At 36.6% G+C, this 26,840-nt stretch carries 21 protein-coding genes, 8 tRNA genes, 2 rRNA genes and 2 pseudogenes (1 of these 33 cut by a window edge); 29 read left to right on the top strand and 4 right to left on the bottom strand.

Annotated features, from left to right (window positions below; translation table 11 throughout):
• The 11 genes from D9842_RS09005 to D9842_RS08955 all read left to right on the top strand — a co-directional run.
• Nucleotides 1–257: ribosomal RNA gene (locus D9842_RS09005) — 23S ribosomal RNA — on the top strand; it begins 2,695 nt to the left of the window's first position.
• Nucleotides 258–464: 207 nt separating this feature from the next.
• A 5S ribosomal RNA gene (rrf, locus tag D9842_RS09000) occupies nt 465–580 on the top strand.
• Between the two features lie 32 nt (nt 581–612).
• Nucleotides 613–687, top strand: a tRNA-Glu gene (locus tag D9842_RS08995).
• Nucleotides 688–750: 63 nt separating this feature from the next.
• Nucleotides 751–826, top strand: a tRNA-Val gene (locus D9842_RS08990).
• Nucleotides 827–925: 99 nt separating this feature from the next.
• Nucleotides 926–1,018, top strand: a tRNA-Ser gene (locus D9842_RS08985).
• A gap of 20 nt (nt 1,019–1,038) precedes the next feature.
• A tRNA-Met gene (locus D9842_RS08980) sits at nt 1,039–1,115 on the top strand.
• A 143-nt stretch (nt 1,116–1,258) separates the two neighbouring features.
• Nucleotides 1,259–1,335 (top strand) — tRNA-Asp (locus D9842_RS08975).
• Nucleotides 1,336–1,360: 25 nt separating this feature from the next.
• Nucleotides 1,361–1,434, top strand: a tRNA-Gly gene (locus tag D9842_RS08970).
• A gap of 6 nt (nt 1,435–1,440) precedes the next feature.
• Nucleotides 1,441–1,517, top strand: a tRNA-Ile gene (locus D9842_RS08965).
• 19 nt (nt 1,518–1,536) lie between these two features.
• Nucleotides 1,537–1,611, top strand: a tRNA-Asn gene (locus D9842_RS08960).
• A gap of 299 nt (nt 1,612–1,910) precedes the next feature.
• Nucleotides 1,911–2,471 carry a DUF4256 domain-containing protein gene (locus D9842_RS08955; protein ID WP_121662233.1) on the top strand — a complete coding sequence of 187 codons (561 nt, stop codon included), beginning with the start codon at nt 1,911–1,913 and terminating at the stop codon, nt 2,469–2,471.
• Nucleotides 2,472–2,656: 185 nt separating this feature from the next.
• On the opposite strand, the pseudogene D9842_RS08950 reads toward D9842_RS08955, so the two are convergent.
• Nucleotides 2,657–3,798, bottom strand: a pseudogene (locus tag D9842_RS08950) (IS110 family transposase).
• Nucleotides 3,799–4,226: 428 nt separating this feature from the next.
• Between D9842_RS08950 and D9842_RS08945 the strand changes: the two are divergent.
• Nucleotides 4,227–7,964, top strand: coding sequence for an alpha-L-arabinofuranosidase C-terminal domain-containing protein (locus tag D9842_RS08945; RefSeq protein WP_121662232.1), 3,738 nt, complete (start codon nt 4,227–4,229; stop codon nt 7,962–7,964).
• An 86-nt stretch (nt 7,965–8,050) separates the two neighbouring features.
• Here D9842_RS08945 and D9842_RS08940 read toward each other — a convergent pair whose 3' ends face one another.
• On the bottom strand, nt 8,051–9,595 hold the full coding sequence (locus D9842_RS08940; RefSeq protein WP_121662231.1) for a DHA2 family efflux MFS transporter permease subunit: 1,545 nt from the start codon (nt 9,593–9,595) through the stop codon (nt 8,051–8,053).
• A 177-nt stretch (nt 9,596–9,772) separates the two neighbouring features.
• Between D9842_RS08940 and D9842_RS08935 the strand changes: the two genes are divergently transcribed.
• The 5 genes from D9842_RS08935 (at nt 9,773) to D9842_RS08915 (ending at nt 15,884) form a co-directional block, all read left to right on the top strand.
• Nucleotides 9,773–10,645 carry a TetR/AcrR family transcriptional regulator gene (locus tag D9842_RS08935; protein ID WP_121662230.1) on the top strand — a complete coding sequence of 291 codons (873 nt, stop codon included), beginning with the start codon at nt 9,773–9,775 and terminating at the stop codon, nt 10,643–10,645.
• A 184-nt stretch (nt 10,646–10,829) separates the two neighbouring features.
• The gene (locus D9842_RS08930) at nt 10,830–11,141 is read left to right on the top strand and encodes an ArsR/SmtB family transcription factor (protein WP_257536059.1); all 312 of its coding nucleotides are present in this window, start codon (nt 10,830–10,832) and stop codon (nt 11,139–11,141) included.
• A gap of 12 nt (nt 11,142–11,153) precedes the next feature.
• On the top strand, nt 11,154–13,655 hold the full coding sequence (locus tag D9842_RS08925) for a heavy metal translocating P-type ATPase (RefSeq protein WP_121662229.1): 2,502 nt from the start codon (nt 11,154–11,156) through the stop codon (nt 13,653–13,655).
• A gap of 216 nt (nt 13,656–13,871) precedes the next feature.
• The gene (locus D9842_RS08920) at nt 13,872–15,155 is read left to right on the top strand and encodes an IS110 family RNA-guided transposase (RefSeq protein ID WP_121662104.1); all 1,284 of its coding nucleotides are present in this window, start codon (nt 13,872–13,874) and stop codon (nt 15,153–15,155) included.
• Nucleotides 15,156–15,557: 402 nt separating this feature from the next.
• Nucleotides 15,558–15,884, top strand: a complete 327-nt coding sequence (locus D9842_RS08915) for a YnfA family protein (RefSeq protein ID WP_121662228.1) — start codon at nt 15,558–15,560, stop codon at nt 15,882–15,884.
• A 134-nt stretch (nt 15,885–16,018) separates the two neighbouring features.
• Here D9842_RS08915 and D9842_RS08910 read toward each other — a convergent pair whose 3' ends face one another.
• Nucleotides 16,019–16,741, bottom strand: a complete 723-nt coding sequence (locus tag D9842_RS08910) for a ZIP family metal transporter (RefSeq protein ID WP_121662227.1) — start codon at nt 16,739–16,741, stop codon at nt 16,019–16,021.
• Nucleotides 16,742–17,101: 360 nt separating this feature from the next.
• On the opposite strand from D9842_RS08910, the gene D9842_RS08905 reads away from it, so the two are divergent.
• The 4 genes from D9842_RS08905 to D9842_RS08890 all read left to right on the top strand — a co-directional run bounded on the left by D9842_RS08905 (nt 17,102) and on the right by D9842_RS08890 (nt 19,499).
• A complete protein-coding gene (locus tag D9842_RS08905) occupies nt 17,102–17,698 on the top strand; it encodes a hypothetical protein (protein ID WP_445159125.1) in 597 nt (198 codons plus the stop codon).
• Nucleotides 17,699–17,721: 23 nt separating this feature from the next.
• The gene (locus tag D9842_RS08900; protein WP_121662226.1) at nt 17,722–17,979 is read left to right on the top strand and encodes a spore coat protein; all 258 of its coding nucleotides are present in this window, start codon (nt 17,722–17,724) and stop codon (nt 17,977–17,979) included.
• Nucleotides 17,980–18,143: 164 nt separating this feature from the next.
• The gene (locus tag D9842_RS08895; protein ID WP_121662225.1) at nt 18,144–18,593 is read left to right on the top strand and encodes a MarR family winged helix-turn-helix transcriptional regulator; all 450 of its coding nucleotides are present in this window, start codon (nt 18,144–18,146) and stop codon (nt 18,591–18,593) included.
• Between the two features lie 15 nt (nt 18,594–18,608).
• Nucleotides 18,609–19,499 carry a GNAT family N-acetyltransferase gene (locus D9842_RS08890; protein WP_121662224.1) on the top strand — a complete coding sequence of 297 codons (891 nt, stop codon included), beginning with the start codon at nt 18,609–18,611 and terminating at the stop codon, nt 19,497–19,499.
• An 84-nt stretch (nt 19,500–19,583) separates the two neighbouring features.
• Here the strand turns inward: D9842_RS08890 and D9842_RS08885 are convergent.
• Nucleotides 19,584–20,374: pseudogene (locus tag D9842_RS08885) on the bottom strand (SDR family oxidoreductase).
• Between the two features lie 273 nt (nt 20,375–20,647).
• Between D9842_RS08885 and D9842_RS08880 the strand changes: the two are divergent.
• The 8 genes from D9842_RS08880 to D9842_RS08845 all read left to right on the top strand — a co-directional run bounded on the left by D9842_RS08880 (nt 20,648) and on the right by D9842_RS08845 (nt 26,714).
• On the top strand, nt 20,648–21,340 hold the full coding sequence (locus tag D9842_RS08880) for a response regulator transcription factor (RefSeq protein WP_121662223.1): 693 nt from the start codon (nt 20,648–20,650) through the stop codon (nt 21,338–21,340).
• A gap of 136 nt (nt 21,341–21,476) precedes the next feature.
• Nucleotides 21,477–22,400: an ABC transporter ATP-binding protein gene (locus D9842_RS08875; protein WP_121662222.1), complete on the top strand. Its 924-nt coding sequence runs from the start codon at nt 21,477–21,479 to the stop codon at nt 22,398–22,400.
• Nucleotides 22,393–23,142: an ABC transporter permease gene (locus tag D9842_RS08870; protein ID WP_121662221.1), complete on the top strand. Its 750-nt coding sequence runs from the start codon at nt 22,393–22,395 to the stop codon at nt 23,140–23,142. Before D9842_RS08875 ends, D9842_RS08870 begins: the two co-directional genes overlap by 8 nt.
• 23 nt (nt 23,143–23,165) lie before the next feature.
• Nucleotides 23,166–24,065, top strand: a complete 900-nt coding sequence (locus tag D9842_RS08865; protein WP_121662220.1) for a sensor histidine kinase — start codon at nt 23,166–23,168, stop codon at nt 24,063–24,065.
• Between the two features lie 109 nt (nt 24,066–24,174).
• The gene (locus D9842_RS08860) at nt 24,175–24,882 is read left to right on the top strand and encodes a DNA alkylation repair protein (protein WP_121662219.1); all 708 of its coding nucleotides are present in this window, start codon (nt 24,175–24,177) and stop codon (nt 24,880–24,882) included.
• Between the two features lie 284 nt (nt 24,883–25,166).
• On the top strand, nt 25,167–25,649 hold the full coding sequence (locus tag D9842_RS08855; protein WP_121662218.1) for a DUF2975 domain-containing protein: 483 nt from the start codon (nt 25,167–25,169) through the stop codon (nt 25,647–25,649).
• Between the two features lie 10 nt (nt 25,650–25,659).
• Nucleotides 25,660–25,878, top strand: a complete 219-nt coding sequence (locus D9842_RS08850; RefSeq protein ID WP_121662217.1) for a helix-turn-helix domain-containing protein — start codon at nt 25,660–25,662, stop codon at nt 25,876–25,878.
• Nucleotides 25,879–25,910: 32 nt separating this feature from the next.
• On the top strand, nt 25,911–26,714 hold the full coding sequence (locus D9842_RS08845; RefSeq protein ID WP_121662216.1) for a DUF817 domain-containing protein: 804 nt from the start codon (nt 25,911–25,913) through the stop codon (nt 26,712–26,714).
• The last annotated feature ends 126 nt before the right edge of the window (nt 26,715–26,840 follow it).

Here is a 26,840-nt window from a genome sequence, read left to right as displayed (position 1 = left end):
GAGCTGTCCTTAGTACGAGAGGACCGGGATGGACGCACCGCTGGTGTACCAGTTGTCTTGCCAAAGGCATAGCTGGGTAGCTATGTGCGGAAGGGATAAGTGCTGAAAGCATCTAAGCATGAAGCCCCCCTCAAGATGAGATTTCCCATAGCATTAGCTAGTAAGATCCCTGAAAGATGATCAGGTTGATAGGTCAGAGGTGGAAGCGCGGTGACGTGTGGAGCTGACTGATACTAATCGATCGAGGACTTAACCTATCAGAAAAGCGGAAGAAGCTTAGCTTTTATCCATAGGGAATTGGAGCGATCGAGATGAAGTCTTTCTTTGACTTCTTTGAGAGAGTGAAATTACCGTAGGATTTGGCTTCTGGAGCTGGACAAAGTAAGAGCATAAACTCAGTAGAGTGAAATTGAATTGTGTATCGTTATCTAGTTTTGAAGGAACATCCTTCAAACTACATAATGTCTGGTAATGATGGCGAAGAGGTCACACCCGTTCTCATGCCGAACACGGAAGTTAAGCTCTTCAGCGCCAATGGTAGTTGGGGGATTCCCCCTGTGAGAGTAGGACGTTGCCAGGCAAACTTTTATAGGTTTGTTATTATTAAAATATGGCCCATTGGTCAAGCGGTTAAGACACCGCCCTTTCACGGCGGTAACACGGGTTCGAATCCCGTATGGGTCACCATAGTTCTTTCGCGCTAGCGAAAATAACTTACCTTAATGAAAGTCAAAAATTTCGTGTTATTTCGGAGGATTAGCTCAGCTGGGAGAGCACCTGCCTTACAAGCAGGGGGTCGGCGGTTCGATCCCGTCATCCTCCACCATTTTTTTACACTAGTGAAAAGAGCATACCATATAGCTAATTACATCATTTGGTAGTGCAATTTTCTTATCAGATGTGTGTTAATATTTTTAATTATTACGGAGGAATACCCAAGTCCGGCTGAAGGGATCGGTCTTGAAAACCGACAGGGGTGTCAAAGCCCGCGGGGGTTCGAATCCCCCTTCCTCCTCCATATTTAAAAGATAATATTGTCGCGGGGTGGAGCAGTCTGGTAGCTCGTCGGGCTCATAACCCGAAGGTCGCAGGTTCAAATCCTGTCCCCGCAACCAATTTCAGTTGACGATGCTGCGCAGAGTAATCTTCTAAGCAAGTCAATATAGTAGTGCTGTTAAGTGCAATCAAACTTTAAATGTAATGTTCTTAAAAATATATTATGTTAAGGTAAGTTATTTTCACTACTTGAAAAAACTCCGGTCCGGTAGTTCAGTTGGTTAGAATGCCTGCCTGTCACGCAGGAGGTCGCGGGTTCGAGTCCCGTCCGGACCGCCATTTAGATAAAACATTAATATAATTTGCGGGTGTAGTTTAGTGGTAAAACCTCAGCCTTCCAAGCTGATGATGAGGGTTCGATTCCCTTCACCCGCTCCAAAACTAGGGCCTATAGCTCAGCTGGTTAGAGCGCACGCCTGATAAGCGTGAGGTCGATGGTTCGAGTCCATTTAGGCCCACCATAAGTTCGTTTATACTTGTTCCGCAGTAGCTCAGTGGTAGAGCTATCGGCTGTTAACCGATCGGTCGTAGGTTCGAGTCCTACCTGCGGAGCCATTCTTATTGCATAAGGAATTATTCAAGAGGCTAAAGAGTTACATCTATCAATAGTATAGGCAGAAGTCGAGCGGATAGTTTAAGTCACTTCTTTCTATTAAATATTACATAATTTTAAAAAACTTACCGAAGAACTAATCCGTATAGGGTTAGTTCTTTTTTGATTTTGAGTAATCGATTTACTAAATAAAATAGTTTAATGTAAACTGAAGTTACTTGATTATTTTGAAAGAATATCGATTTGAGCAACAGAGAAATTTTATCAATCAATTTAAAATAATAAAATAAGGTGGAGTTCCATGACGAAAAAAGAGTTGTCATTAGAGCAAGGTGAAGAGTTACTCAAAGTATTAAAAGTGCGTTTTGTGAAAAATATGAACCGCCATAAAGGTTTTGAATGGGGTGAAATACAAGCAAGATTGGCTGGAAATCCTGAAAAACTGTGGTCACTCAATGAAATGGAAAAAACTGAAGGTGAACCTGATGTTGTTGGTTTTGATGAAGAGAAGAAAGAATATATTTTTATGGATTGTTCAGTAGAAAGCCCTAAAGGTCGTAGAAGTGTTTGTTATGACCAAGAAGCACTAGAGTCAAGAAAGAAACATAAACCTGAAAATAGTGCCATTAATATGGCGACTTATATGGGGATTGAACTTTTAACTGAAGAGCAATATCGAGAGTTGCAGAAGCTTGGAAATTTTGATATGAAAACTTCAAGTTGGGTGCAAACGCCTACTGATATTAGAGAACTCGGTGGGGCACTTTTTTGTGATTTTCGCTTCGGACACGTCTTTGTGTATCATAATGGAGCGGACTCTTACTATGCTGTTAGAGGATTTCGTGGATCACTTAGGATATAATCTATTGGGTATATGGAAGAGGGAAAGATCAGTAGAAATACTGGTCTTTTTCTGTGAAAATAAATTAAAGGTTTAAACTTGATCGCATTTGATTAAGCTATAGATAATTAAATTTGGCAATAGGAAAGCAGAGCTACCGTACTTTACGGTTTCTCGTTTAACTTTTCTATTTTTTGTCTATAATGCTAATTTGAAGTTAACTCGTGGTAGGGTTCTTTGTTCTGAAGCATATGATAGACAATCGTAAGCATTCGGTGTCCTATGGCAACGAGTGCTTTTTTCTTTCCTCTTCTCGCAGCCAACGACCAATATTTGATTCCCAACCTTTTATTACGACTCCTTGAAACAGCCCATGCAGCTTCGCACAATGCAGATTTAATATGTGGATTTCCTCTAACTGTTCGTGTACTTTTTCTTTTTCCTGCACTTTCATGATTTCCAGGTGATAATCCTGCCCATGAAGCGAGATGTTTAGAAGTTGGAAACTGTCCCATATCTACACCAATTTCTGCAAGGATGACTGCAGCTGTATCTTTTTTAATACCCGGCATTGTGATTAAAAGTTGAACTTCTTCCTGATAGTCTAGTAAGATTTCATCGATCCTTTTCTCAATATCGGATATTAACGTTTCTAGATAAGTAATATGCATCCAGGATTGTTGGATTAGAAAAAGTTGATGATCATTTAATGTACCGAATAAAGAATCAGTAATCAATTGTTTTTTATGAGCCATTCTTCCATGTATCTTTTTCTCAACTTCTTCCTGATCAATAAAACCTTCAGATATTAATTGTTCCAAGAGTTTCCTTCCTGAAACACCAAAAACATCTGAAATAACAGTACTTAATTTTATGTTTGAAGTCTCTAACACTTTTTGAATTCGGTTCTTCTCAGATGTCATATGCCCAATCCATTTCTTTCTAAGTCGAGTCAAATCTCGTAAATTTCGAAAGTCTTCTGGAGGGACAAAGCTTTTCTCTATTAGTCCATGTCTTAATAATTTAGCTATCCATTCTGCGTCCGAAACATCTGTCTTCCTACCGGGAACGTTTTTAATCCTTTGTGCATTAGCCAAAGTAATATCAAAAAAATCTTCTAAGATGTTGTAAACTGGTTTCCAATAAACTCCCGTACTCTCCATCGCAATGTGAGAGTGACTTCTTTTTCTTCTAACCATTTAAGCAGACGAAATAAATCCTTCGTTAATGTTGGGAAAGTTTCAATTACTCTTTCCAATTCAGCTTCTGAATCACCTAGTAATACACAAGCCACAATGGTTTCTGAGTGAACATCCAAACCAGCACAACGTTTGTGTAAAGTTTCCACCTTATTCACCTTCATAAAATTATTCCACAGACAGTGGAATGAATTTGAAATTAAACATTTTTCTGTTCGTAGTCATCCTAGACATAGGGAGCTAACAATGGGTTGTACACCAAATTCATTCCAACAGTTTTTTGTACAGGGTCGAACCACCAATAAAGACCACGTTATATACTCACTGTTTGCGGTATCAACATTATGGGATGAGAACTCTATTTTCATTCCTGGGTTGAGAGCGAAAGATCATGAATGTTTTTTAAAAAAATTCTAAAAATATATTGGGATTTAATTAAATACCTATTATAATAAAGTTGTAAGTACAAGATTTGTTTTATTCAGAAGAATCTTGTAAGTACATGTTATAGTAGTTTTCTCTATTATTATATTAAAAAGTCATACATTAGATTTAACTTCAGCAAAGGAGAGTATCCATGACAGAAATTAAAAATAGACTCATTGCTCATTATCGTTTTAATGATGCAGAAAATATCGGAAAAGATCTCTCAGGTCTTGGGAATGATGCAGTACTAGAAGGAACATCAAAACCAATAATAGAATCCGTAGGTGGGAGATTAGCAATAACGCTTGCAGGAGGAGAAAATGGCTCTTCTTATATGAAACTTCCGGCAGGTTTTCTAAGGGATATAAATGATGCTACAGGAATTACAGTTTCTACCTGGGTTTACTTAAAAAAAGGAACAAATGTATGGGAGAGGCTTTTCGATTTTGGTAAAAATGCATCTGGACCATACCTTTTCTTATCACGAAATTTACGCGGTGTTTGTTTTTCAGACGGAGATCTCGTGGCTGATGCCGGGAGAACTTACGCTTCTGGAGAATGGATACATGTGGCAATGTCGGTGAAAGGAACAGAAGGCGGGACATTGAGCAGCGCTGGACCTGTTATATACGTAAACGGTGAAGTAGCTGCGGATGGAACGATCAGTCAAACTTCGAGTGGTACATATAAAAAATTACGGAACTGGTTCGAAACGTTCTCAGATCCAACAGGCTACGGCAATAATTTTATTGGACGTTCACAGCATGAAGTGGACCCAGATTTTAATGGTTCTTTAACAGATTTTCGCGTTTATAAAGCCGGTTTAACGCAAGATGAAGTCATTGAAGTTATGTGTGAATCTCTTACTGATGGTGAAATCGTTCAACTTGCAAAAGACAAATATTTATCTTTTCCTATCACAGTTGTTACAAAGGACGTTTCTTTACCATCATCACTTATGGGTGGGAAAGTTTCTGTATCTTGGAACTCAAGTAATCAAGCTGTCTTATCAAATGAAGGTGTAGTAGGGGACGTTACCATTCCAAAAGGTGTGACATTAACAGCCATTTTAAACAAAGGAGATGACACGACTGAAAAAGATTTTTCTGTATCAGTACTTCCTAAATGGGTTCCTTCACACCATCTAACCATTGACGGAAGCCAAGATGTGATAGATATTAGCAAAACATTATATGGATTGTTTTATGAAGATATCAACAATGCAGCTGATGGTGGTATTTATGCCGAGCTTATTCAAAATCGCTCATTCGAGTCATTTGTATTTGATACCTATTCACATGCTTCTGGTGAGTGTGGCTGCTCTTCAGGTAGAAACCATGAACCATTGCATGCTTGGTTTGGTGATATTGAAAACGTAATCGTTAACAATAGGGGAGGTTTAAACGAGTTCTTTGGGATTACCGACCAAGATGTGAACTCTCATTATATAACCGTACCGAATGGTAGCACGATAACTAACAGAGGATTTACTGATTCTAACAATCATTGTGCTATGTTTATTAGAAAAGAGAATTTATACGATTTTACGATCTGGGCTAAATCTGAACATGGAGGATCCATTACACTTCAGCTACAAAATCAGGATGGTGATGAGATTAGTGATAGTATAACAGTCCGAATAGAAAGCGGTAACAATTGGAAGAAATACGGTGTTGAATCCAAAATTTCATTAACTGGTAGCAAAACAGTACTAGGTCAGCTTGCTTTAACTTTTCATGGTGAGATTTCCATCGATATGGTTTCCTTAATGCCTAGAGATGTGTGGGGAGCTGGTGAGGAAGAACGATCAACTACAGCTCATACAAATTATAAGGGAAATCCAAATTATCGATTAAGAAAAGATTTAGTGAATGCTCTAGTAGACTTACATCCTACATTTCTACGTTTTCCTGGTGGCTGTATATCTGAAGGCTCTTATATTTGGGATAATGTATATGAATGGAAAGATTCTGTAGGCGATATTGAGTTACGGAAAGAGAACTTTAATGTATGGGGTTATATGATGACGATGGGGTTAGGATATATGGAATATTTCCAATTAGCTGAAGACCTTAATGCAACTCCATTACCTGTTATGGCTTGTGGTGTACTTTGTCAGGCACGTTCAGATTATGTCCATCCTGCTGGTGGAGAGCTTAGAGATACGTTTGTTAAAAGTTTTACAGATTTAATTGATTTTGCAATCAATACTGATTTTGAACAGAACGAATGGGCAGCTTTACGTAAAAGTATGGGTCATGCAGCACCGTTTGATCTTCATTATTTAGGTGTTGGAAATGAGAACTGGGGTACGGAGTTTTTTGCGAACTTTGAAAACTTTAAAGCGGCTATTGATGAATATATGGACAAGCATTATCCTGGCTATGAATTGCATATTATCTCAACAGTCGGGGCACAAGCAGATGATGATGCTTATCAAGACGGTTGGAAGTTTCTAAGTGGAAATTTATCCGGATCTGCAACCGTGAATTTCACAGACGGTAAGACGGTAACAGAAGAAAAAGTTACTTGGTATGAAAAACAACCGAACTATATGGACACAATAGCTGACGAACATTATTACCGTTCTAATGAGTACCTGTTAAACAATGCAGATCGATACAATTATTATTACAGAGCTTATCAGCCGGACGGAAATCTTGATGAAAGAGAGACCTCGAAGGTATTTGTTGGCGAATTTGCTTCAACAGATAAAAATACATTAGCAGGAGCGATTGCTGAAGCAGCGATAATGACTGGGTTTGAAAAGAATTCAGATGTGGTAAGATTGGCTGCCTATGCACCGTTATTTAACAAAGTGTTAACAGACGGAACATATCGCTGGACACCAGATTTGATTTGGTTTGACGATGAAAGTGTTTGGTACACGCCGAACTATTATGTTCAGCATCTTTTTGCCAGATATCTTGGTGATAAATTGCTTGGTACTTCGTTTTCGTCTTACCAAAATGGACGTCTAACAGAGCTCACTCCACGTAGAGGTATTGAAATTGCGGCAGGTAATGCTGAAGTCCATGTGAAGAGTGTAAGAGTGATAGATAATAAGAGTGAAAAAATACTTCTCGATCAGGACTTCACAAAAGACTTGAATGCTGCATGGGAAATCATTCCTGGTTCAGTTGGTTACAAAATTGACCGAGAAAAAGGGTTGGTTTTACAGGCTCAAAATGGTGGATTAAACGGGTTATATATCATAAACGAAAGTTGGACCAACTATAGAGTTGAAGTGAATGCAACAAAAGCTGGTGGTTCCGACGGTTTTTATGTAGGGGTAGGTCTTACAGATATTTCTCCTGAGAAAAAGAATGTTCTAGAATATGCTATAGGTTATAACGGAAATGCTACTGGTGTGAAAGTTTATAAAGAAGGCGTTCAAGGGTATATGCTAGGTGACTATTCATCAAGTACAGCAGCTGGTAATTTGCGATCAAGCTGCTATGAAGAGCTGACAGATCATACTCCATACACTATTACCGTTCAATATGGAGGTGAAACAGGGGACCGACTTATCTGCTCATACACAGATGGCACGTTTACAAGTAAGGTGCTAGATTATAAGTTAGAGGCTTATAACAGTGATATTTTCAATTCGGTTACAAAAGATGACCAACATGTTTATGTTAAATTAGTAAATGCCGATCCATTTGAAAAAACAACGAAGATTTCATTGAAGGACATCCATGTAGCGGCTGATGGAAAAATGGTAACAGTGACAGGAGATGAATCTCTTGTTCACACACCAAATGTTAACAAAAAGAACGCTGAGAAGGTTGTGCCATTTGAATCAACCATTAAAGTTGATAACCACTCTACCGTTGTTACGTTAGCAGCAAATTCAGTTAATATCATTATATTAGATAAACTATAAACTGTATCAGAGGATATGATGTTCCACCTAAGAGCATCTATCCTCTTTTTTGTTCAAAAAAAGAGAGGAACAATCCTCTCTTCTAATCAATTGTTATCTGCCAACTTCGGCATAGCCTTCATCGCTTCTTTGCTTTCAATAATATCATCTGCTTGCTTCGCTCTTTTAATGAAGAATGCTAAGAAAAGGGCAAGTGCAGCAATAAATACGGAAATATAGAAAGCAAAGTTAATACCGTCTAATGTTGATTGCATCATAATTTGTTGTTTCATTTGGGCAATTTGCTCAGCTGTTGGCTGTGTCGTCATGCTACTAGCATTTTTGGTTGCTTCTTCAGCTAGCTCTTGACCTCTTGTTTCAGCACGATTTGACATGGCTGTAACAAGGAGTGCTGTCCCAATTGCACCTGAGACTTGTTGAAGTGTATTGTTCATCGCAGTTCCATGTGGGTAATACTTTGCAGGTAATTGATTTAAACCATTAGTTGATACTGGCATCATAACCATAGACATACCGAACATACGAACTGTGTAAAGAATGACTAAATTTGTGTATGTTGTTTCTAGTGTTAACTGACTAAAGAAGTAGCTTGTTATGACAGTAATAGTTAAGCCGATAATGGCTAAAACACGACCGCCATATTTATCAAAAAGTCTTCCGTTAATAGGTGACATCACTGCCATCATAATGGCACCTGGCAATAACATTAATCCAGCATCAAATGGTGTGATACCACGTAAGTTTTGTGTATAAATTGGCAATAAAAGCATCCCAGAAAACATGGCCATTGTTACAACCATTGAAATGGATACAGACAGTGCATACATTGGGTATTTGAATATTTTAAAGTTCAACATCGGCTTTTCTTGTCTAATTTGTCTTAAGATAAACCATGCTAAGCCAATCACTCCAGCTGCGATTGTTCCATAAACATATGGACTGTCCCAGCCTTTGTTTCCTGCAGAGCTAAATCCGTAAAGTAATCCCCCAAACCCTACGCTTGAGAGGACCACAGAAAAATAATCCAACGTAATATTTACTGTTTGCTTTTTGTCTTTAATTAAAAATATACCTAATAAAAACACGATTACTGCAATTGGAGTAACAAAGTGGAATAACATTCTCCAATTATAATGTTCTACAAGCCAGCCTGATAATGTTGGTCCAATTGCTGGAGCTCCCATTAAGATCAGTCCGAATACTCCCATTGCTGCTCCTCGTTTTTCAACAGGGAAGCTTACTAACATGACATTCATTAATAGTGGCATTAAAATGGCCGAGCCTGATGCTTGCGTCATTCTCCCTATTAATAAGATTGAAAATTCATGAGCAACCCCAGCTAAAATTGTTCCAGTTAAAAATAATCCTAGCGCTGCAATAAAGAGCTTTCGCACGGAATATTTTTGAATTAAAAAAGCTGTTGTTGGAATTAAAATTCCATTTACTAGCATATAACCAGTTGTTAGCCATTGAACAGTTGAAGCCTCAACCTTTAAATCGTTCATAATCGATGGCAGGGCAATATTCAATAGTGTATTATTTAAAAACGCTATGAATGCAGCAACCATTAATACAGCTAATAGGCCATATGGTGGTCGTTGTTCTTGTTGTTTATTTACTGTTTGTTCCATACTTTCCTCTCCTATACAATCAGTATAAATAGTTGAACCGTTTGTTCACATAGACTATATCTTATTACATCTAATCTATTTTTGTCTACAAAAATGTTTTTATGAGTTTGTGTAAACGCAATAATTAAGATAGGATAAAAAAGATGTAATTATTTTTGTTTTCTAAAAGGTGATAAAATGAATGAACGAAAAATACGGGTGATTAAAAAAGCGCATCAATTATTTATTGAAAAAGGATTTCAAGCAACATCCATACAAGATATTTTAGATTTCAGCAATATTTCTAAAGGAACATTCTATAATTATTTTTCTTCCAAAAACGAATTGTTAATTGCGATTTTTTCATCTATTTATAAAAAAATTGAAGAAGAGAGAAGCTCCTTATTAATTGGAAAAGACCCAGCAGATCTTGAAATCTTTATCGATCAAGTAAAGCTTCATATGGAAATAAACCGAAAAAATAATCTCTTCAAACTCCTTGAGGAAGTTACGTTCATTAAGGATGAGGAATTAAACCAAGCAATTAAAAAGGGACAATGGCTAACGATAAGATGGACGTACAAGAGGTTTATCGAGTTATATGGGAAAGAAAAACAACCTTATCTATTGGATTGTGCAATTATGTTTTTGGGGATACTTCAACAAAACATGAGGTATTATTCATTAGCCTATGAATCAAACCGTGATTATGATTTTGTTGTAAGGTACAGTGTTAAGAGAATGAAATCAATAGTAGATGAAGTATATGAAAAGAAAGAGCAACTATTTAAGCCTGAACTAGTTGAAAGGCTAATAGGAGATAAAAATAACAGTAAATATTCACAGGAATTACTAATCCAAACTATTTCAGACTTAAAGAAAATAATCCAAGTGGAAGAAAACCATAATAAATACACCGAGCTTCTCGAATTCATACAAGAGGAATTAACAGAAGCAAAACATCCAAGACAACACTTACTATCAATCTCTCTGGACACCATACAAGCAAATAAACAAATCGCAGAAACAGAAGAATTCCAAAAACTACAAAATTTAATAAGTGGGACATAGGGACAGGTTAACTGTCCCATTTTTATTGTAAAAAGAGGTTTAACAACATTTAACTTTCTATATCCGATAAAATTCACTAATTCACTATATATTTTGACACACATATTAGAAATTGCTAATATATTGTTAATCAAACATATTAGAAATTTTTAATATGATGGGGGTGTCAAAATTGTCGAAAGAAATGAATCTTGATACAAAAGTGAAGTTTTTACAGGGTTTTGCCCATAAAATCAGAATTCAAATTCTTGAGTGCATTAAAGATGAGGAAAAAACGGTATCACAAATCGTAACGGATTTAGAAGGTAATCAATCAAATATTTCTCAGCATTTGGCGTGTTTAAGAGGCTGTGGGTTAATTGTTGGAAGACAAGAAGGAAAGTATATTTTTTATAGTATAAGCAACCAGCAAGTAAGAGATTTATTAAAAATGTTCGATAACGTTCTAGAAACCGTACAAAATGACGTTGCTTGTTGTGAAAACCATATTGTTTAGGGCGTGAGAGAAATGTCAGACAAATGTTGTAGTTCCAAAGAGAAAGATAGATTAGAAGATATAGAATCTACAAGTTGTTGCAGTGGAGATTCCAAGGTGGAGGAAACAACAAGCTGCTGTAGTAGTAACACAAAAGTCGTAGAAAACACCACTAGTTGTTGCAGCAGTAATAAGGAAGGAAGTACAAATCAAAACACTATTATAAAAGGGGAAAAAGCTGAATACCGTATTTACGGTATGGATTGCCCATCATGTGGTTTAACGATTGAAAAAGGTTTAAGAGGCTTAAAAGACATTCAAGAGGCAAAGGTCAATTACAATACAGCAAAGCTGACAGTCGTTGGAATGAATCACTCTGCATTTGACAAAATTGAAAGTGAAGTGAAAAAGCTAGGATTCACAGTCGAACCGTTAAAGCAGAACAAAAATCTTCGAATATATAACGTCGAGGGCATGGACTGTGGAAGCTGTGCTAAAAGTATTGAAAAACATCTTAACACAATTGCTAGTGTGAAAGATGTGAGTGTTAACTTTTCGACGGGAAAAATGAAGGTTGAGCACGAAAACAGTGTAGATGATATTATTTCTGAGGTTTCTAAAATTGGCTTTAAGGCATCCCTTAATTCTAATGATCGTCAATCTAATCAAACACCTCAAAAGAAAGAAGGATATGGGTACATTACCCTTTCTGGGATATTAATCTTACTCGGTTTTATTGGATCTTTCACGGGTATTTCAGGTCTAATGACTACAATCTTATATGCTGCAGCGATGTTTATAAGTGGCTATAAACCTGTTAAAAGTGCGTTTTATTCGATTAAAAGTCGTTCTTTAGACATGAACGTGTTAATGTCTGCTGCAGCAATTGGAGCGGCACTTATTGGTGAGTGGCTAGAAGGAGCAACTGTTGTTTGGTTGTTTGCTTTAGGAACCACTCTACAAAATATGTCGATTGAGAAAACAAGAAATTCGATTCGTAACTTGATGGATTTGGCACCTTCTGAAGCTTGGATTAAAGTAGGATCAGAGTTAAAGAAAAAGCCAGTAGAAGAAATATCGGTTGGAGATATTCTTGTTATAAAACCTGGTGAGAAAATTCCGTTGGATGGAAAAATAATCAAAGGTGAGTCCAGTATCAATCAGGCGCCTATTACGGGCGAATCAATTGTAGTTGATAAAGAAACTGGAGACACCGTTTATGCAGGTACGATAAATGAAAATGGATCACTTGAAGTAAGTGTAACCAAGTTAGTAGAAGACACAACGATCGCGAAAATTATTCATTTGGTAGAGGAAGCACAAGAGCAAAAAGCTCCTACACAAGCGTTTGTGGATAAATTTGCAAATATTTATACACCAATTGTCTTTCTATTAGCATTAGTTATTATGGTGATTCCTCCTTTATTTGGTTATGGAACCTACGGCGAATGGTTTTACAAAGGCCTTGAGCTATTAGTTGTAGCTTGTCCTTGTGCACTGGTCATTTCAACGCCTGTTGCGATTGTTTCAGCCATTGGTAATGCGGCTAAAAACGGGATTCTTATTAAGGGCGGAACATTTTTAGAAAGAGCAGGTAGCATTACAGCGATCGCCTTTGATAAAACAGGAACATTGACTGAAGGAAAGCCAAAAGTTTCAAACATTAAATCGTTTACTACCTCAGAAGAAGAATTATTATCTATTGCGTTAACATTAGAAAACTATTCAACACATCCTATTGCAAAAACAATTGTTGAATACACAACTAACAAAGGAATTCAACCTAAAGAAGCAGAAGCGTTTAAAAGCATCGTCGGCAAAGGTGTTCAAGCAACTATTAACAATGAGATATTCTACGCGGGTAATGCTAGGCTTTTTGAGGAACTAAATATTCCATTAAATACAGTTGTTTCTGAAGTGAGGGATATTCAAAGCAAAGGAAAAACAGTAGTGATCATTGGTACACAGCACGAAATTCTAGGAGTTATTTCGGTTGCTGATACAATTCGAACTACCACTGTGAATGCATTAAATGGATTAAAGCAAGTAGGAGTTAAAGAAGTTGTCATGCTTACCGGTGATCATGAAGGGACAGCGAAAATGATTTCTAAAGAAGCTAGTGTTAGCCGTTATTTTGCCGAGCTATTACCTGAAGACAAAGTAAATGCAATTAAGCAGTTACAAAAAGAAGGTCATATGGTAGCCATGGTAGGAGATGGCATTAATGATGCACCAGCACTTGCAACTGCAGATTTAGGAATTGCTATGGGCGGAGCAGGCACAGATACTGCGATGGAAACAGCAGATATAGTGTTAATGGCAGATAATCTTGAAAAGCTTCCACACACAATTCATTTAAGTAGAAAAGCATTGACCATTATTAAACAAAATATTTGGTTTTCTATTATAATAAAAATCGTTGCTTTAGTCTTAATCTTTCCAGGTTATCTAACACTTTGGTTAGCCGTATTAAGTGATACTGGAGCCGCAATTATCGTTATTTTAAATGCTTTACGTCTCTTAAAGGTCAAATAATGGTAAACTTACAAAAAGCACATTTCTTGTGGAATGTGCTTTTTACTTATTCAATTAAATGTCTTGGTTTATACGTTAAAGAATTAAGTAAGGAGCCATTCCTGTAATGAAGAAATTTGAGGATTGAAACAAAAAGAGCCCTCTTGGTATAGTACGAGGTGTCCGCAGCTGATCAGCACTAAGGACCCTTAATTAAGTAACCAAGGAGGACTCAAAATGAATTATACACAAAATCACAAAATCTCTCAAATTACACCTTCAACTCTTATTGTTGGCATTGATATTGCCAAAGACAAACACGTTGCACGTGCTCAAGATGACCGAGGCATCGAGTTCGGGAAACGCTTGATCTTTGAAAATCGAATGCATGGCTTTCAAAAACTAGTGAATTGGGCAGAAGCTCTTCGGAAGGAAAATGCAAAGGATCACGTCATTCTTGGCGTAGAACCTACTGGTCATTACTGGTTTAGTCTAGCTTATTTTTTAGTAGCTAAAGGATACGATTTCGTCGTCGTAAACCCTATGCACGTTAAGAAAAGTAAAGAGCTTGACGACAATTCCCCTACTAAAAATGATACTAAGGATGCCCGTGTCATTGCACAGTTGATTAAGGATGGCCGATACTCTGTACCAAACCTCTTAGATGGTGTTTATGCCGAATTAAGAGAAGGCGTCAAATTACGAGATCAGCTTACTAAACAACTGATGACAACAGAAGGACGCATCCAAAACCATATTCAACGCTATTTTCCTGAATTCTTTGATGTGTTTGGAGACTGGGAAGGAAAAGCAGCCTTTTGTACGTTGCGATTGTTTCCGTTTCCTTCTCAAATTAAAGAACTATCACCGGAAGAGGTGTTGATGAAGTGGAAGCCATATGTTCAACGAGGAGTGGGAATTAAGCGAGCAACGAAGCTAGTAGAAGCTGCTCGAAAGAGTATTGGGATACAAATTGGTATTCAGTTTGCCAAGCGAGAATTAGATTATCTACTTGACCAGTATAAGTTATATAAACAACAGGTAGAACAATTAGATACGGAGCTTGAAGCTCTAGTGGAAACACTTCCGGGAGCTAAACAAATGATGGAGATATCAGGATTGGGGTCTACCACAATCGCTTTATTCTTCTCAGAAGTAGGTGACATTACAAAGTACAGTCACCCCCAACAGCTAGTTAATTTAGCTGGGCTCTCATTACGAGAACACAGCTCAGGTAAATTTAAAGGTCAAACTCGGATAACCAAGAGAGGGCGAAGCCGTCTACGACGAGCCTTATATTTGGCTATTCGTCCACTAGTCGCCCATAATCCAACGTTTAAGGCCTTGCATCAATACTATACAACACGGTCTGAAAAGCCGTTAAAAAAGCAACAGTCACTCATTGCCTTGTGTTGTAAGCTACTACGTGTGTTGTTTGTCATTGGACAAAAACAATGTGAGTTTGATGGATCTAAACTAGTAAGTGGATTACCTAAAAAACATTTATTACAGGCTGCTTAAAGCTTTTAGAAAAACACTATAAGTACACATTATTTCTCTACAAACACCAATAGTGCAGAGTTGGAGCATATTTTTTCCATTCGGGCAATTGACCCAGCTAAGGAGCATTTCCAACCTCCACCTCATGGATACGCAGGACGAAGGAAAGTATGGATTACAATCCTGAGAGATATGGGAGGGTTAGCGACCGTGATTTATGTGGAGATTTCTTAGCACGGTTATACACTTATTTTCCAAACTAATCCAGTTTGGATTGATAGGATGGCCCCCACCCTGTAAATCATTTGTATAAATTCAAATAATATCCTGTAATCTTGGTGCGTCAGCTATTTGGTAATATGAAATATTGAGAATGAATGAGTATTTCTAAGAAAAATTAACTTTATTGAGGGAGTGTTAAAAATGATTAGTGCACTATTGCTATTTTTTCTAGCAGGAATTGCTGAAATTGGTGGAGGGTATTTGATCTGGTTGTGGTTAAGAGAAGGAAAGCCTTTTTACTGGGGAGTAGGTGGAGGGATAGCTCTGGCTTTATACGGTGTTATTGCAACTTTTCAATCCTTCCCATCATTTGGAAGAGTGTATGCAGCGTATGGAGGTGTGTTTGTGATTCTGTCTGTCCTATGGGGATGGGGAATTGATAAAAAAACACCTGATGTCTATGATTGGGTTGGTGCGGGTATATGTTTAATTGGAGTTTCCGTAATGTTACTTGCACCGCGTCATTAATATTGATGTATTCAGATAGTCTCCCTCAAAAGTAGGTGACTCTTTAACATAAATTCAAATAAGAGCAATCCTTGTACTAAGGATGCTCTATCCTTTTGCTTGAATTTAATTTGTATAGTAATACCTATTTGAACCTACCTAAAAAATTCCGTCAAACAAATCATCATAATAAATCCAAAAATAAAGGTAATAGTTGACGCTCTTTCATTACCATCTCCATGACTTTCTGGAATTAGTTCCTTGTAAACTACAAATAACATGGAACCTGCTGCAAATGCTAATCCATAAGGCACAACTGGTTGAAAAAATTCACCGAATAAATATCCGAACATTCCCGCAAATAATTCTATTAATCCGGTCATAGCAGAAAACAAAATAGCCTTCATGCGATTTATTCCCTGTGTAACCAAGAATAAAGCCACTAAAAAACCTTCTGGAATGTTTTGTAATCCTATTGCAAAGGCAACTAAAGATCCTACCTCAAGATTATGACTTACATTAGATATTCCAACAGATAATCCTTCAGGAAAATTATGAATCGACATAGCGATCATAAATAGTAACACTTGAGCTTGTCCTACGGGATGTTTAGAGTGATCTAGATCAGTGTGAGGAAGTACACTTTCTATTAAAGTAAGAACAAAGGTACCTATTAAGATACCAATAACTAAAGTCGTAATATCTGAGAGCTTTATAGCAGATGGAATTAATCCATATGATGAAGCCGCAACCATAATCCCAGCCGTAAAAGCTAATGTTACATCTTTTCCTTTGTGCGAAATGTTTTTAATAAACAAAACTGGGAGAGCTCCAATGCTTGTACAAATGGAAGAAACAACGATAGGCAAAAGGGACATAGATCATCCTCCGATATGGTAATTGCTATATATTATGACTGCAATTAGACGGAAATGTTATTTATTGTAAATTTTATTGCGATTAGGTTTCGGTTCTCAGTTTTTTTGAAAATAAGGGTACCCGTTCGGTAAAAAATTTAATGAAGACGTGGGAAAATTTAATCATTTTTAGACCTATTGTATTTTAAATTGGTAGTAGAAAAACTTAGAAATCCAGTCAATTACATTGGATGCATTTTAAATATGAATTGGTGCCTATGTGTCATGAAAGTATTCTTTCTAGGTATTCACACAATTTTCCAAGTACAAGTTTATAGACGAATGTCCAATGAATAGGATGAAATTGACAAAAATCTAGGAGTGATTTTTTTGTATCCAACTCATGAACAGCTATATTGGCAGGGGATCTATGAACAGGATGATTGTTCGTGTAATGGGGTCTATCAAGCAAGTGATTTTTCTTATAATACTTATGATCCAAGACAATTTATGCCAGGTTTTCCTAGTTCACCGCCTCCTTTCACATCCCCGGGTCAGGGAACACCAGGAGGAGCGCCAATGTCACCCCCAGGTCTAGGAACACCAGGAGGAGCGCCAATGTCACCCCCAGGTCTAGGAACACCAGGAGGAGCGCCAATGTCATCCCCAGGTTTAGGAACACCAGGAGCACCAACATCACAACCAGGTCAAGGAACACAAGCAGGACCACCATCATCACCACCGCCATCTTTTGTACCTCAACAAACACAGCAAGCACAAGCATTTGCGGTGGACCCAGGTAGTATTAGAAGATGTTTGTTTAGATTTACTTATGTGTGGCTAAGCGGTAATCAACAATTTTGGTTTTATCCAATCTTTATCGGTCAACAATCGATTTCCGGGTACCGCTGGACCGGATTTAGATGGGTATTTTTCGGTATAAGCTTAAGGCAAATTCAATCGTTTACCTGCGTATAAGGACGTAAATGAAAGGGAGGATTATGAATATGATGACAAATTACTATTATGATAATGATCAGTTATATCGATCAGATGAAAGATTTGGTTTTGGTAGACCCGGATTTGGTTTCGGTCGCCCGTTTGGATATGGGTACGGAAGACCTGGTTTCGGTTTTGGAAGACCGTTTGGATTCGGTTTTGGATTTCCGTTTTTGACTGGTTTAGCAGCGGGAGCCTTGTTAGCACCACGACCGTTATTTTATCCATACCCACCATATCCTTTTGTGCCATATTATTGATAATGATGCTTGTAAAAGAGCTTTGTCTGAAAGTAGGCAGAGCTCTTATGTTTTATTGACGTAAGTAGGTGGAAGTCCTCATGATACATACATATTGACAAAGAAATATTTCGCGTATATAAATAGTTTATATACATAAAGTGTTGTGGAGGTATCTCATTGCAATGGAACGTGAAATGTATGTGAGAGAAGCATTTGAATTTCTCTCTAAGGTGAATTCAAAAATGGTCATGGAATTTAACTCATTATTTAATCATGAAATTACACAAAAACAGCTTTTAATTCTACAAATAGTTCGAGATGCTGAAAACATAACAGTTAATGAAATCAGCCAACAAACGGGATTATCATTAAGTTCAGTTAGTCAACTTATTGGAAGACTAGAAAAAGAAAACTATTTAAAGAGGGAAGTAAATATCAACAATAGAAGAGAGGTCTTTGTATCTCTTGATAGCGAAGCGGGTCTTTTATTTGAAAACTATAATAGAGTAGACAGCTATCTTATTGAGAAATATTATTCGGAATTTTCCCTAGAGGAAGTAAAGCAATTTAGGAATCTTGTAAAAAAACTTTACAATGTTATGGAGCAAAAAGGGGAAGAAAATAGAGAATGATGGGGGAAATTGTAAATGGGAGCTTTAGAATTTGTTTGTGATTACAAGGAAAAAGATGACTTGAGACACAGCTTCAATGAATTAGCAAACAGCATTTTCGGTATTACTTTTGAAAGCTGGTATGAAAATGGGTTTTGGACGGAAAAGTATATTCCATTTTCATATACAGATGGAAATAAGGTGGTTGCTAATGTTTCAGTTAATCTAATGAATATGCTAATAAATGGAGAAACTAAGCGGGGCATTCAGATAGGGACGGTTATGACTCATCCTGATTATCGCAATAAAGGACTTTCGAAAAGATTAATGAACAAGGTATTGGAAAAATATGAAGACTCATATGATATCATGTATTTATTTGCAAATCATTCAGTATTGGACTTTTATCCGAAATTTGGGTTTAAAAGAATAGAGGAAACACAATTTATTTCTAACATCGTTAATTCACATCATACTGAAATAGAAAGTACTGACTTTAAAAAGTTAGATGGTAAGAATATAAATGACCTACAATTTATCTATCAATTTGCTAAAAATCGATTACCTATTTCAAATGATTTTGCAGTCATGAACACAGAGGAGCTGCTATTATTCTACTGCCAAAATGCTTTCCCAAATGATATTTATTATTTAGAAGAAGAACAGGTAATTGTTATTTTCAAAATAACCGAAGAAGAAAATGAACTCCATATTTATGATGTGATTAGCCAAAAGGAAGTTGACCTATTAAAGATCGTAAAATATATCTCGTTGGAATCTATAAAGAAAATTTACTACCATTTCACTGTTGATGGTTTACATACAGAAAAGAAGACATTTAACGGAAGTGAAGTCTTATTTATTCGTTGCGAAAAAGAAATGAATCTCCCCAAAGAACTAAAGCACCCTTTAACTTCACAAGCATAAGTGGGACAAAGGGACAGGTTTTCTGTCCCAGTCAAATAGAATCACTAGAAAAAAGGGTAGTGGGACAGTGAACCTGTCCCCGTGTTATTTTAATAAAGATTCAGCTCCATCAATAAAAATCTCCGTTCCTGTAATATGTGATGATAGGTCGGAGGCCAAAAATGTTACTAAGTTAGCAACTTGTTCCGAATTCCCTGGACCATGTTCAAGTGGTTGATCTCCTTCAGGATAAATAATAGGAATTTCCACTTCTTTTACATCAGGGGAGTGGTGAATCGATTTTTGGATGTTTGTTTCAATCGCACCTGGACAAATCGCGTTTACTCGAATTTTATAAGATGCAAGCTCTAATGCAGCCATTTTCATAAAAGCAAGTTGTCCTGCTTTTGACGTACTATAAGCGGTAAACCCAGCTTGAGAGAAAACACGACTTCCACTTACAGAGCTTGTAATAATGATGCTACCACCATTTTTTTCATATAAGGAATCGCATGTTTCACGGTAAGAAAAGTACCTTTTAGATTAGTGTTGATCGTGCGGTCCCAGTCATCCTCATTCATCGTCTCAATTGGAGCGAGTTCTCCAGCTATACCTGCATTGGCAAATAAAATATCCATATGACCCCAATGATCGTGCGCCGCCATCATTCCTTCTTTTATATCTTCTGGTGAGTTAATATCACATTTTTTCGCTAGGGCCTTGCCACCAGCTTCCTCAATTTCTTTCTTTACCTTACTTACATGTTCTTCATTCACATCTAATAAGCATACACTTGCACCTTCACTTACTAAACGAAACGCAGCCGCACGCCCCAAACCGGAACCTGCGCCAGTGATAACAGCTACTTTATTCTTAAGGTTATGATTGCTTAACATACCTCTTTCCCTTCTTATTTTTACTAGTATCTTTTACAGAATTTTTAATGAGTAAACCTAACGTTTCTACTTCTGGGTATATTAGGAGGTTTCCTATATGTGCCGAATGGGACAATGAACCTGTCCCTATGTCTCATTCCAATTATGAAAAAATAATAAAATTTAAGAGCGTTTGATATTTTTTTATGTTATTTTCATAATGACAAGAACAGGGTTGACCACTTTCTAATTTGAGTGGTTAGCCATTTTAACAAAATGGTGAGGATGAACGAGATGAATGGTTCAGTAAATATTTTAGTGATTGAAGATGATGAAGATATAAATCGATTACTTTGTAATATTATAAGCAAAAGCGGTTATACTCCTAAGCCGGCTTACTCAGGAACGGAGGCAATGATTTATTTCGAGAGTCAAAAATTTGATATGGTCTTGATTGATTTAATGCTCCCTGGTTTGTCTGGTGAAGAAATTCTTAAGAAAGTAACAAACGAGAGTCATGTACCAGCCATTATTATTTCGGCAAAGTTAGAAACACAAACAAAAATTGATGCCCTTAGAGCAGGTGCGGACGACTATATAACAAAACCCTTTGATATTGAAGAGGTTTCTGCCAGAATTGACTCTTGCTTACGAAGATATCGCAGATTATCAGATTTGCCAATAACGAAAGAAATTCACTATAAAGATCTTGTTATGGATACAGATGCAAAAAAAGTCTATGTGAATAAGATAGAGTTAAAATTAACAGCACTTGAATATGAAATTTTGTTTTTATTAGTTTCCTCCCCAAAGAAAGTGTTCACGAAAGCCAACTTGTTTGAAAGTGTTTGGAATGAGGAATATTATGGAGATGAAAATACAGTTAATGTTCATATGAGTAATATAAGAAGTAAACTTTCTAAAGCAAATCCGAATGAAGAATATATCGAAACGATTTGGGGAATGGGCTATAGACTTAAAACTTAAGTTTTTCTTAAGATTTATCTTAAGCTTTTCTTATGTTTTCCTTCTTATAGTAAAGCTATGTTCAGTTTAAAAGAAAGTTCTAGATAGAATACCCTTGAATTCTTTTGAACAGGATGAAGGAAGGAGGAATAAGTTTATGAATGATTATGTTCTAAAAACCAATTCTTTATCTAAAAAATACCATAAAAAAATGGCACTTAATCATGTCAATGTATCTATTAAAAAGGGGTATATTTATGGATTTATCGGGCAAAATGGGGCTGGAAAATCAACACTCATTCGTCTTGTATGTGGACTAGCCTATCCAACAACAGGAAGTATTGAGTTATTCGGAAAAACCAATGAACAAGAGTTGATTGAAGCAAGAAAACGAATCGGGACAATTATTGAGGGACCTGCTTTATATCCGAATATGACAGCTGCAGAAAATTTAGAAGCGCATAGGCTCCTTAAAGGAATACCTGGAAAGGAATGTATCAATAAAACACTCACCCTAGTAGGTTTACAAGACACCGGGAAAAAGAAAGCGAAGAATTTTTCATTAGGGATGAAACAGCGACTTGGTCTTGCAATTGCACTACTTGGAGATCCTGAATTTTTAATTCTTGATGAGCCTATTAATGGACTAGATCCAATGGGTGTTGTCGAAATGAGGGAATTATTAAAAAAGCTTAACCAAGAATATGGCATTACGATCTTAATTTCAAGTCATATACTAAGCGAACTTCATTTATTAGCTTCTCATTATGGAATCATTCATAATGGGGAACTAATAGAGCAATTATCAGCTGAAGAACTAAATGAAAAATGTCAGCAATATTTGCATATTAAGGTTGATAATCCAGATAAAGCAGCAACCGTTATTGAAAGACATTTTGGAACAAAGAATTTTGAGGTAATGTCAGACGGAACAATTAAGCTATTTGCCTTTGTTGACACCCCAGGGGAAGTATCTAAAGCTCTCACAAACGAAGATTTGGTTATTGAACAATTTATGCCAATGGGTGAGGATTTAGAAACCTACTTTACTCATCGGATCGGAGGTGCACAACATGGGTAATCTGATCAAATCAGAGGGCTATAAATTAAGAAAAGATCGCGCATTTCAGTTACTAACATGGATGTTAATTGCTATTTCTTTTTTGTTTCCTCTATTAGAGTTTGATAGAGAAGGTTCAGCTCCGCCAATTGTTAATGACTATTATCGAAATGAAATTCTTGGTGTTCACACGAATATTGTTAAGCTTATTCCAAGTATATTAGCAGGTTTCTTTATTACAAGCGAATACTCAATGGGAACAATGAAAAGCATCGCTTCTTCCGGTAATAGCAGGCTGAGAATTTATTTTGCTAAGTTAGCGATGTTTTCAGTTGGAGCAATCGTGATTTCATTAATATTACCGATGATCATGACAGGTGCTAGTGCTATATATTTTGGTTTTGATGACATGCCTGAATGGACATATTATCTTCAAACGATTGGATTAATTATTCTTTATTCAGCAGCATTTGCTTCAATCATGGCAGTCTTTTCGATTCTGTTTACCGACAGTGGTAAAACAATAGGGTTCCTACTTTTGTTTTTTATGTTTGTAGATTGGCCACTTCAGGTGTTAGCAGCTAAAGCTCCATTTTTTGAACCAATGATTAGTCATTCTGTATTTAAGTTAGTGTATGATATTGTTGTCATCGATCAGTTGAAGGGTACTGAGGTTCTAATTATTGTCGTGATTCCAATTTTGACATTTGTAGCTTTCGGACTTATAGGTAGCTTTATTTATCAAAAAAAGGAAATTAAGTAATAAAAGAAAGGTGGGTGAGATGTATGCTGTATGTAATGATTTTCTTTATTATTAGTTTCGTGTATGTTCTCACCCGTCTAGTTTTACTAAAAAAGGAAATCAAAAGTTCAACGAGACAACTTAATGAACTAAACAAAGATAAAACAGCAACGAAAGTAACGATTAGCTATTTTGATAGAGATTTTGAGAAGCTCGCAAAGGAAATAAATAACCAAATCGATTTAACTAAGAAAGCTAATGCAGAAAAACGCATATCTGAAAATGAGTTCAAACAGGCCATTTCTTATATATCACATGATATTCGGACACCAATGACTTCGATATTAGGTTATATTCAATTATTAGAAGCAGATAACATAACTCCAGAGACTAGAAAAGAATATACAAGTACCATAAAAAATAGTGCTGGAAGATTAAAGGTTTTACTAGAGGATTTTTTCGAGCTTTCGATTATAGAACAAGTAGATTACCCAGTAAAGATTGAAAAAATGAAATTAAATCATGTGATAGTAGAGGTATTAGTAGGATTTTATGAAGAATTTCATAAAAAAGGTCTTGAGCCAACCATAGAGATCCCCAATGATGATATGATTATTATCACAGATTCTTCTGCTGTTAAACGTGTGATTGAAAATTTAATTGTAAACGCAATTAAACATTCGAATGGACAAATAACTATAAGGCTTGAAAAGGCTGATTCATCCGTTAAACTAACGATTAGTAACTCAGTAAGCCATTTAAATGAACTAAATGTACAACATATGTTTGACCGATTTTACAAAGCAGACCAAACAAGAACCGGTAAAGGTACAGGGCTTGGTTTACCGATTGCAAAAAGTTTAATGGAAAAAATGAATGGTACTCTAACAGCTGAATTAAAGGAAAATCAATTGTTTATGCAATGTGTTTGGTACATAACATAATAATTAGCTGAGCTGCCTAATACGAACAGGATATCAAAATAATTGTAAAGAATGTAAAGTGAAAAGGTAGAAAAAAATTGCAGTATAATGTGAGAGGGAGTGTAAAGCAGTGGATTTAGAAACAGTTATGCAGGAGCTAGAAGCGCTCGGAACGGAACGAACTAAAAAAACTTACATAGGCAATGGGGCGAAAGAGCCTCTTTTTGGTGTGCCTACAGGTAAAATGAAACCGCTCGCAAAGAAAATCAAGAAAAATCAGCCTTTAGCTGAGCAGTTATATGCTACAGGGAATTATGATGCTATGTATTTTGCTGGTGTTATTGCAGATCCAAAGGCAATGACTGCGGATGATTTTGAACGATGGATAAAAGACGCCTATTTTTATATGCTATCTGATTATGTGGTTGCCGTTACACTAGCTGAAACGGATCTTGCCCAAGAAGTTGCTGATAAATGGATTGCAAGCGGGGAAGAACTTAGAATGTCAGCAGGCTGGAGCTGTTACTGCTGGCTCTTAGGAAATCGTCCTGACTCTGAATTTAGCCAAGATAAGATCACAAATATGCTTCATCAAGTGGAAAAAACAATCCATGATTCTCCTGCTCGTACGAAGTCTTCCATGAATAATTTTATTTACACTGTCGGGACTTCTTATTTGCCGCTACATGAAAAAGCAGTTGAAACCGCAAAGTCTGTTGGATCAGTTGAAATAAAGCGCGACAATAAAAAAAGCAGTGTTGTGAATGCATTTGATACTATTCAAAAGGAAATTGATAAAGGAAGAATAGGATTTAAACGAAAATATGTAAGATGTTAGTATACCATACTATGGTTGCTAAAAATCATCAAAAACTGGTCACTTTTGTTGTGGACCAGTTTTTTTATGGGACAAAGGGACAGGTTCCTTGTCCCATAATCACACAATTGATGAAAAAAATGTAACTCCCGTAACAGGAACGAGAACGCCTATTTTTTGGGACAACGAACCTGTCCCCATGCCCTTCCCCATGCCCTTCCCCATGCCCTTTAATAAATTTTTATTGTAAATCGATAAATATTATGTTAAATTCAATATGAAAACAATTATGTGAGGTGTGTTTTATGAAACTAATGTCAACACTTTTTCTAAAAATAGCAGTTATTTTATTGGGATTACCGGTACTTGCTATATGCATTTTTTTGGTGCCTGAGTTAGGGGATGTTTCGGCAGAACTACTGCCTGATATTGCTTTTATTAAATATCTCGTTTCCACCATTTTTTACGCATCTGCATTACCTTATTTCTTTGCGTTGTTTCAGGCTTTTAAACTTTTACAATATATTGATAAAAATGAAGCTTTTTCTGATTTGTCTGTAAAAGCCCTAAGAAAAATCAAATATTGTGCCATTACGATCAGTGGGTTGCATGTGCTAGTGTTACCGCTTTTCTATCTATTTGCGGAATTCGATGATGCCCCAGGTGTTATCTTTGTTGGATTAATTGTTCCATTTGCTTCGATGGTAATTGCAGTCTTTGCTGCTGTTCTTCAAAAACTGTTAAAAGAAGCGATTGATATAAAATCAGAAAATGACTTAACGGTTTGAGGTGATAAATATGGCAATTATTATCAATGTTGATGTGATGTTGGCTAAAAGGAAAATGAGCGTAACAGAGCTATCGGAGCGAGTTGGTATTACAATGGCGAACCTATCGATCTTGAAAAATGGAAAGGCAAAAGCCATTCGCTTATCAACTTTAGATGCAATTTGTAAGGCGTTAGATTGTCAGCCCGGCGACATTCTAGAATACCGAAATGATGAAGAGAACGATTAAATAGAGAATTTTAAAAATTGGAGGCAGCGAGTATGAGAGCACTAAAACAGCTTGTTCGTTTTGGTTGGGAGCAGGCATTATCTTGCTTGTTTCCTATTGTTATTTTTGCCTCTTTGGCTATTACACAACAAGTTATTCCACTCCCTTTTATTCCACGTTATGATTGGCTGCTTATTATTTGTCTTTTAATGCAGTGGTGGATGGTACGTTCTGGACTGGAAACAAAGGATGAGCTAAAGGTAATCACAGTATTCCACTTTATTGGACTTGCACTTGAACTATTCAAAGTACATATGGGTTCATGGTCTTATCCTGAGGAAGGGTATTCGAAAATCTTTGGAGTTCCTTTGTATAGTGGATTCATGTACGCAAGTGTAGCGAGTTATCTTTGTCAGGCATGGAGAAGACTTAATGTTGAACTCGTAAAGTGGCCACCGCTTGCGGCAGTTGTACCACTTGCAGCTGCGATTTACTTGAATTTTTTCACTCACCACTTTTGGCTGGACGTTCGTTGGTGGTTATCTGGACTTGTAATCATTGTCTTTTGGCAATCATGGGTTTTTTATGAAATAAATGGGACTCGTTATCGCATGCCAATCGCACTTTCTTTTGTTCTTATCGGATTTTTTATATGGATAGCAGAAAACATCGCAACCTTCTTTGGAGCCTGGAAATATCCAAACCAAACTGAAGCTTGGAGTCTCGTACACCTAGGGAAGGTGAGTTCATGGCTTTTATTAGTGATTGTTAGTTTTCTTATCGTAGCAACGTTAAAGCAGGTGAAGGAGAAGAGTTTGACTAAGGATGATTCCCGTCAATCTTTTAGCTTTAATTAATAAGAATTGTTCAATATGACATATCCCCTAAACAAGGATATGTCTTTTTTACAAGTTACTACTTTTGTACTGTTTATACTAAGTTACATGATCAAAATGTTATTTGGATATGCTAAATAATATTGA

The sequence above is a fragment of the Metabacillus litoralis genome (genome assembly GCF_003667825.1).
GTDB lineage: Bacteria > Bacillota > Bacilli > Bacillales > Bacillaceae > Metabacillus > Metabacillus litoralis_B.
The sequence above is the reverse complement of the archived record's forward strand: the minus strand, read 5'-3'. Positions and strand labels throughout refer to the sequence as shown.

What these genes read in the sequence shown, in the direction of transcription:
- D9842_RS08955 (WP_121662233.1), top strand. Translation starts at nt 1,911, where the DNA reads ATGACGAAAAAAGAGTTGTCATTAGAGCAAGGTGAAGAGTTACTCAAA.
- D9842_RS08945 (WP_121662232.1), top strand. Translation starts at nt 4,227, where the DNA reads ATGACAGAAATTAAAAATAGACTCATTGCTCATTATCGTTTTAATGAT.
- D9842_RS08940 (WP_121662231.1), bottom strand. Translation starts at nt 9,595, where the DNA reads ATGGAACAAACAGTAAATAAACAACAAGAACAACGACCACCATATGGC.
- D9842_RS08935 (WP_121662230.1), top strand. Translation starts at nt 9,773, where the DNA reads ATGAATGAACGAAAAATACGGGTGATTAAAAAAGCGCATCAATTATTT.
- D9842_RS08930 (WP_257536059.1), top strand. Translation starts at nt 10,830, where the DNA reads ATGAATCTTGATACAAAAGTGAAGTTTTTACAGGGTTTTGCCCATAAA.
- D9842_RS08925 (WP_121662229.1), top strand. Translation starts at nt 11,154, where the DNA reads ATGTCAGACAAATGTTGTAGTTCCAAAGAGAAAGATAGATTAGAAGAT.
- D9842_RS08920 (WP_121662104.1), top strand. Translation starts at nt 13,872, where the DNA reads ATGAATTATACACAAAATCACAAAATCTCTCAAATTACACCTTCAACT.
- D9842_RS08915 (WP_121662228.1), top strand. Translation starts at nt 15,558, where the DNA reads ATGATTAGTGCACTATTGCTATTTTTTCTAGCAGGAATTGCTGAAATT.
- D9842_RS08910 (WP_121662227.1), bottom strand. Translation starts at nt 16,741, where the DNA reads ATGTCCCTTTTGCCTATCGTTGTTTCTTCCATTTGTACAAGCATTGGA.
- D9842_RS08900 (WP_121662226.1), top strand. Translation starts at nt 17,722, where the DNA reads ATGAATATGATGACAAATTACTATTATGATAATGATCAGTTATATCGA.
- D9842_RS08895 (WP_121662225.1), top strand. Translation starts at nt 18,144, where the DNA reads ATGGAACGTGAAATGTATGTGAGAGAAGCATTTGAATTTCTCTCTAAG.
- D9842_RS08890 (WP_121662224.1), top strand. Translation starts at nt 18,609, where the DNA reads ATGGGAGCTTTAGAATTTGTTTGTGATTACAAGGAAAAAGATGACTTG.
- D9842_RS08880 (WP_121662223.1), top strand. Translation starts at nt 20,648, where the DNA reads ATGAATGGTTCAGTAAATATTTTAGTGATTGAAGATGATGAAGATATA.
- D9842_RS08875 (WP_121662222.1), top strand. Translation starts at nt 21,477, where the DNA reads ATGAATGATTATGTTCTAAAAACCAATTCTTTATCTAAAAAATACCAT.
- D9842_RS08870 (WP_121662221.1), top strand. Translation starts at nt 22,393, where the DNA reads ATGGGTAATCTGATCAAATCAGAGGGCTATAAATTAAGAAAAGATCGC.
- D9842_RS08865 (WP_121662220.1), top strand. Translation starts at nt 23,166, where the DNA reads ATGCTGTATGTAATGATTTTCTTTATTATTAGTTTCGTGTATGTTCTC.
- D9842_RS08855 (WP_121662218.1), top strand. Translation starts at nt 25,167, where the DNA reads ATGAAACTAATGTCAACACTTTTTCTAAAAATAGCAGTTATTTTATTG.
- D9842_RS08850 (WP_121662217.1), top strand. Translation starts at nt 25,660, where the DNA reads ATGGCAATTATTATCAATGTTGATGTGATGTTGGCTAAAAGGAAAATG.
- D9842_RS08845 (WP_121662216.1), top strand. Translation starts at nt 25,911, where the DNA reads ATGAGAGCACTAAAACAGCTTGTTCGTTTTGGTTGGGAGCAGGCATTA.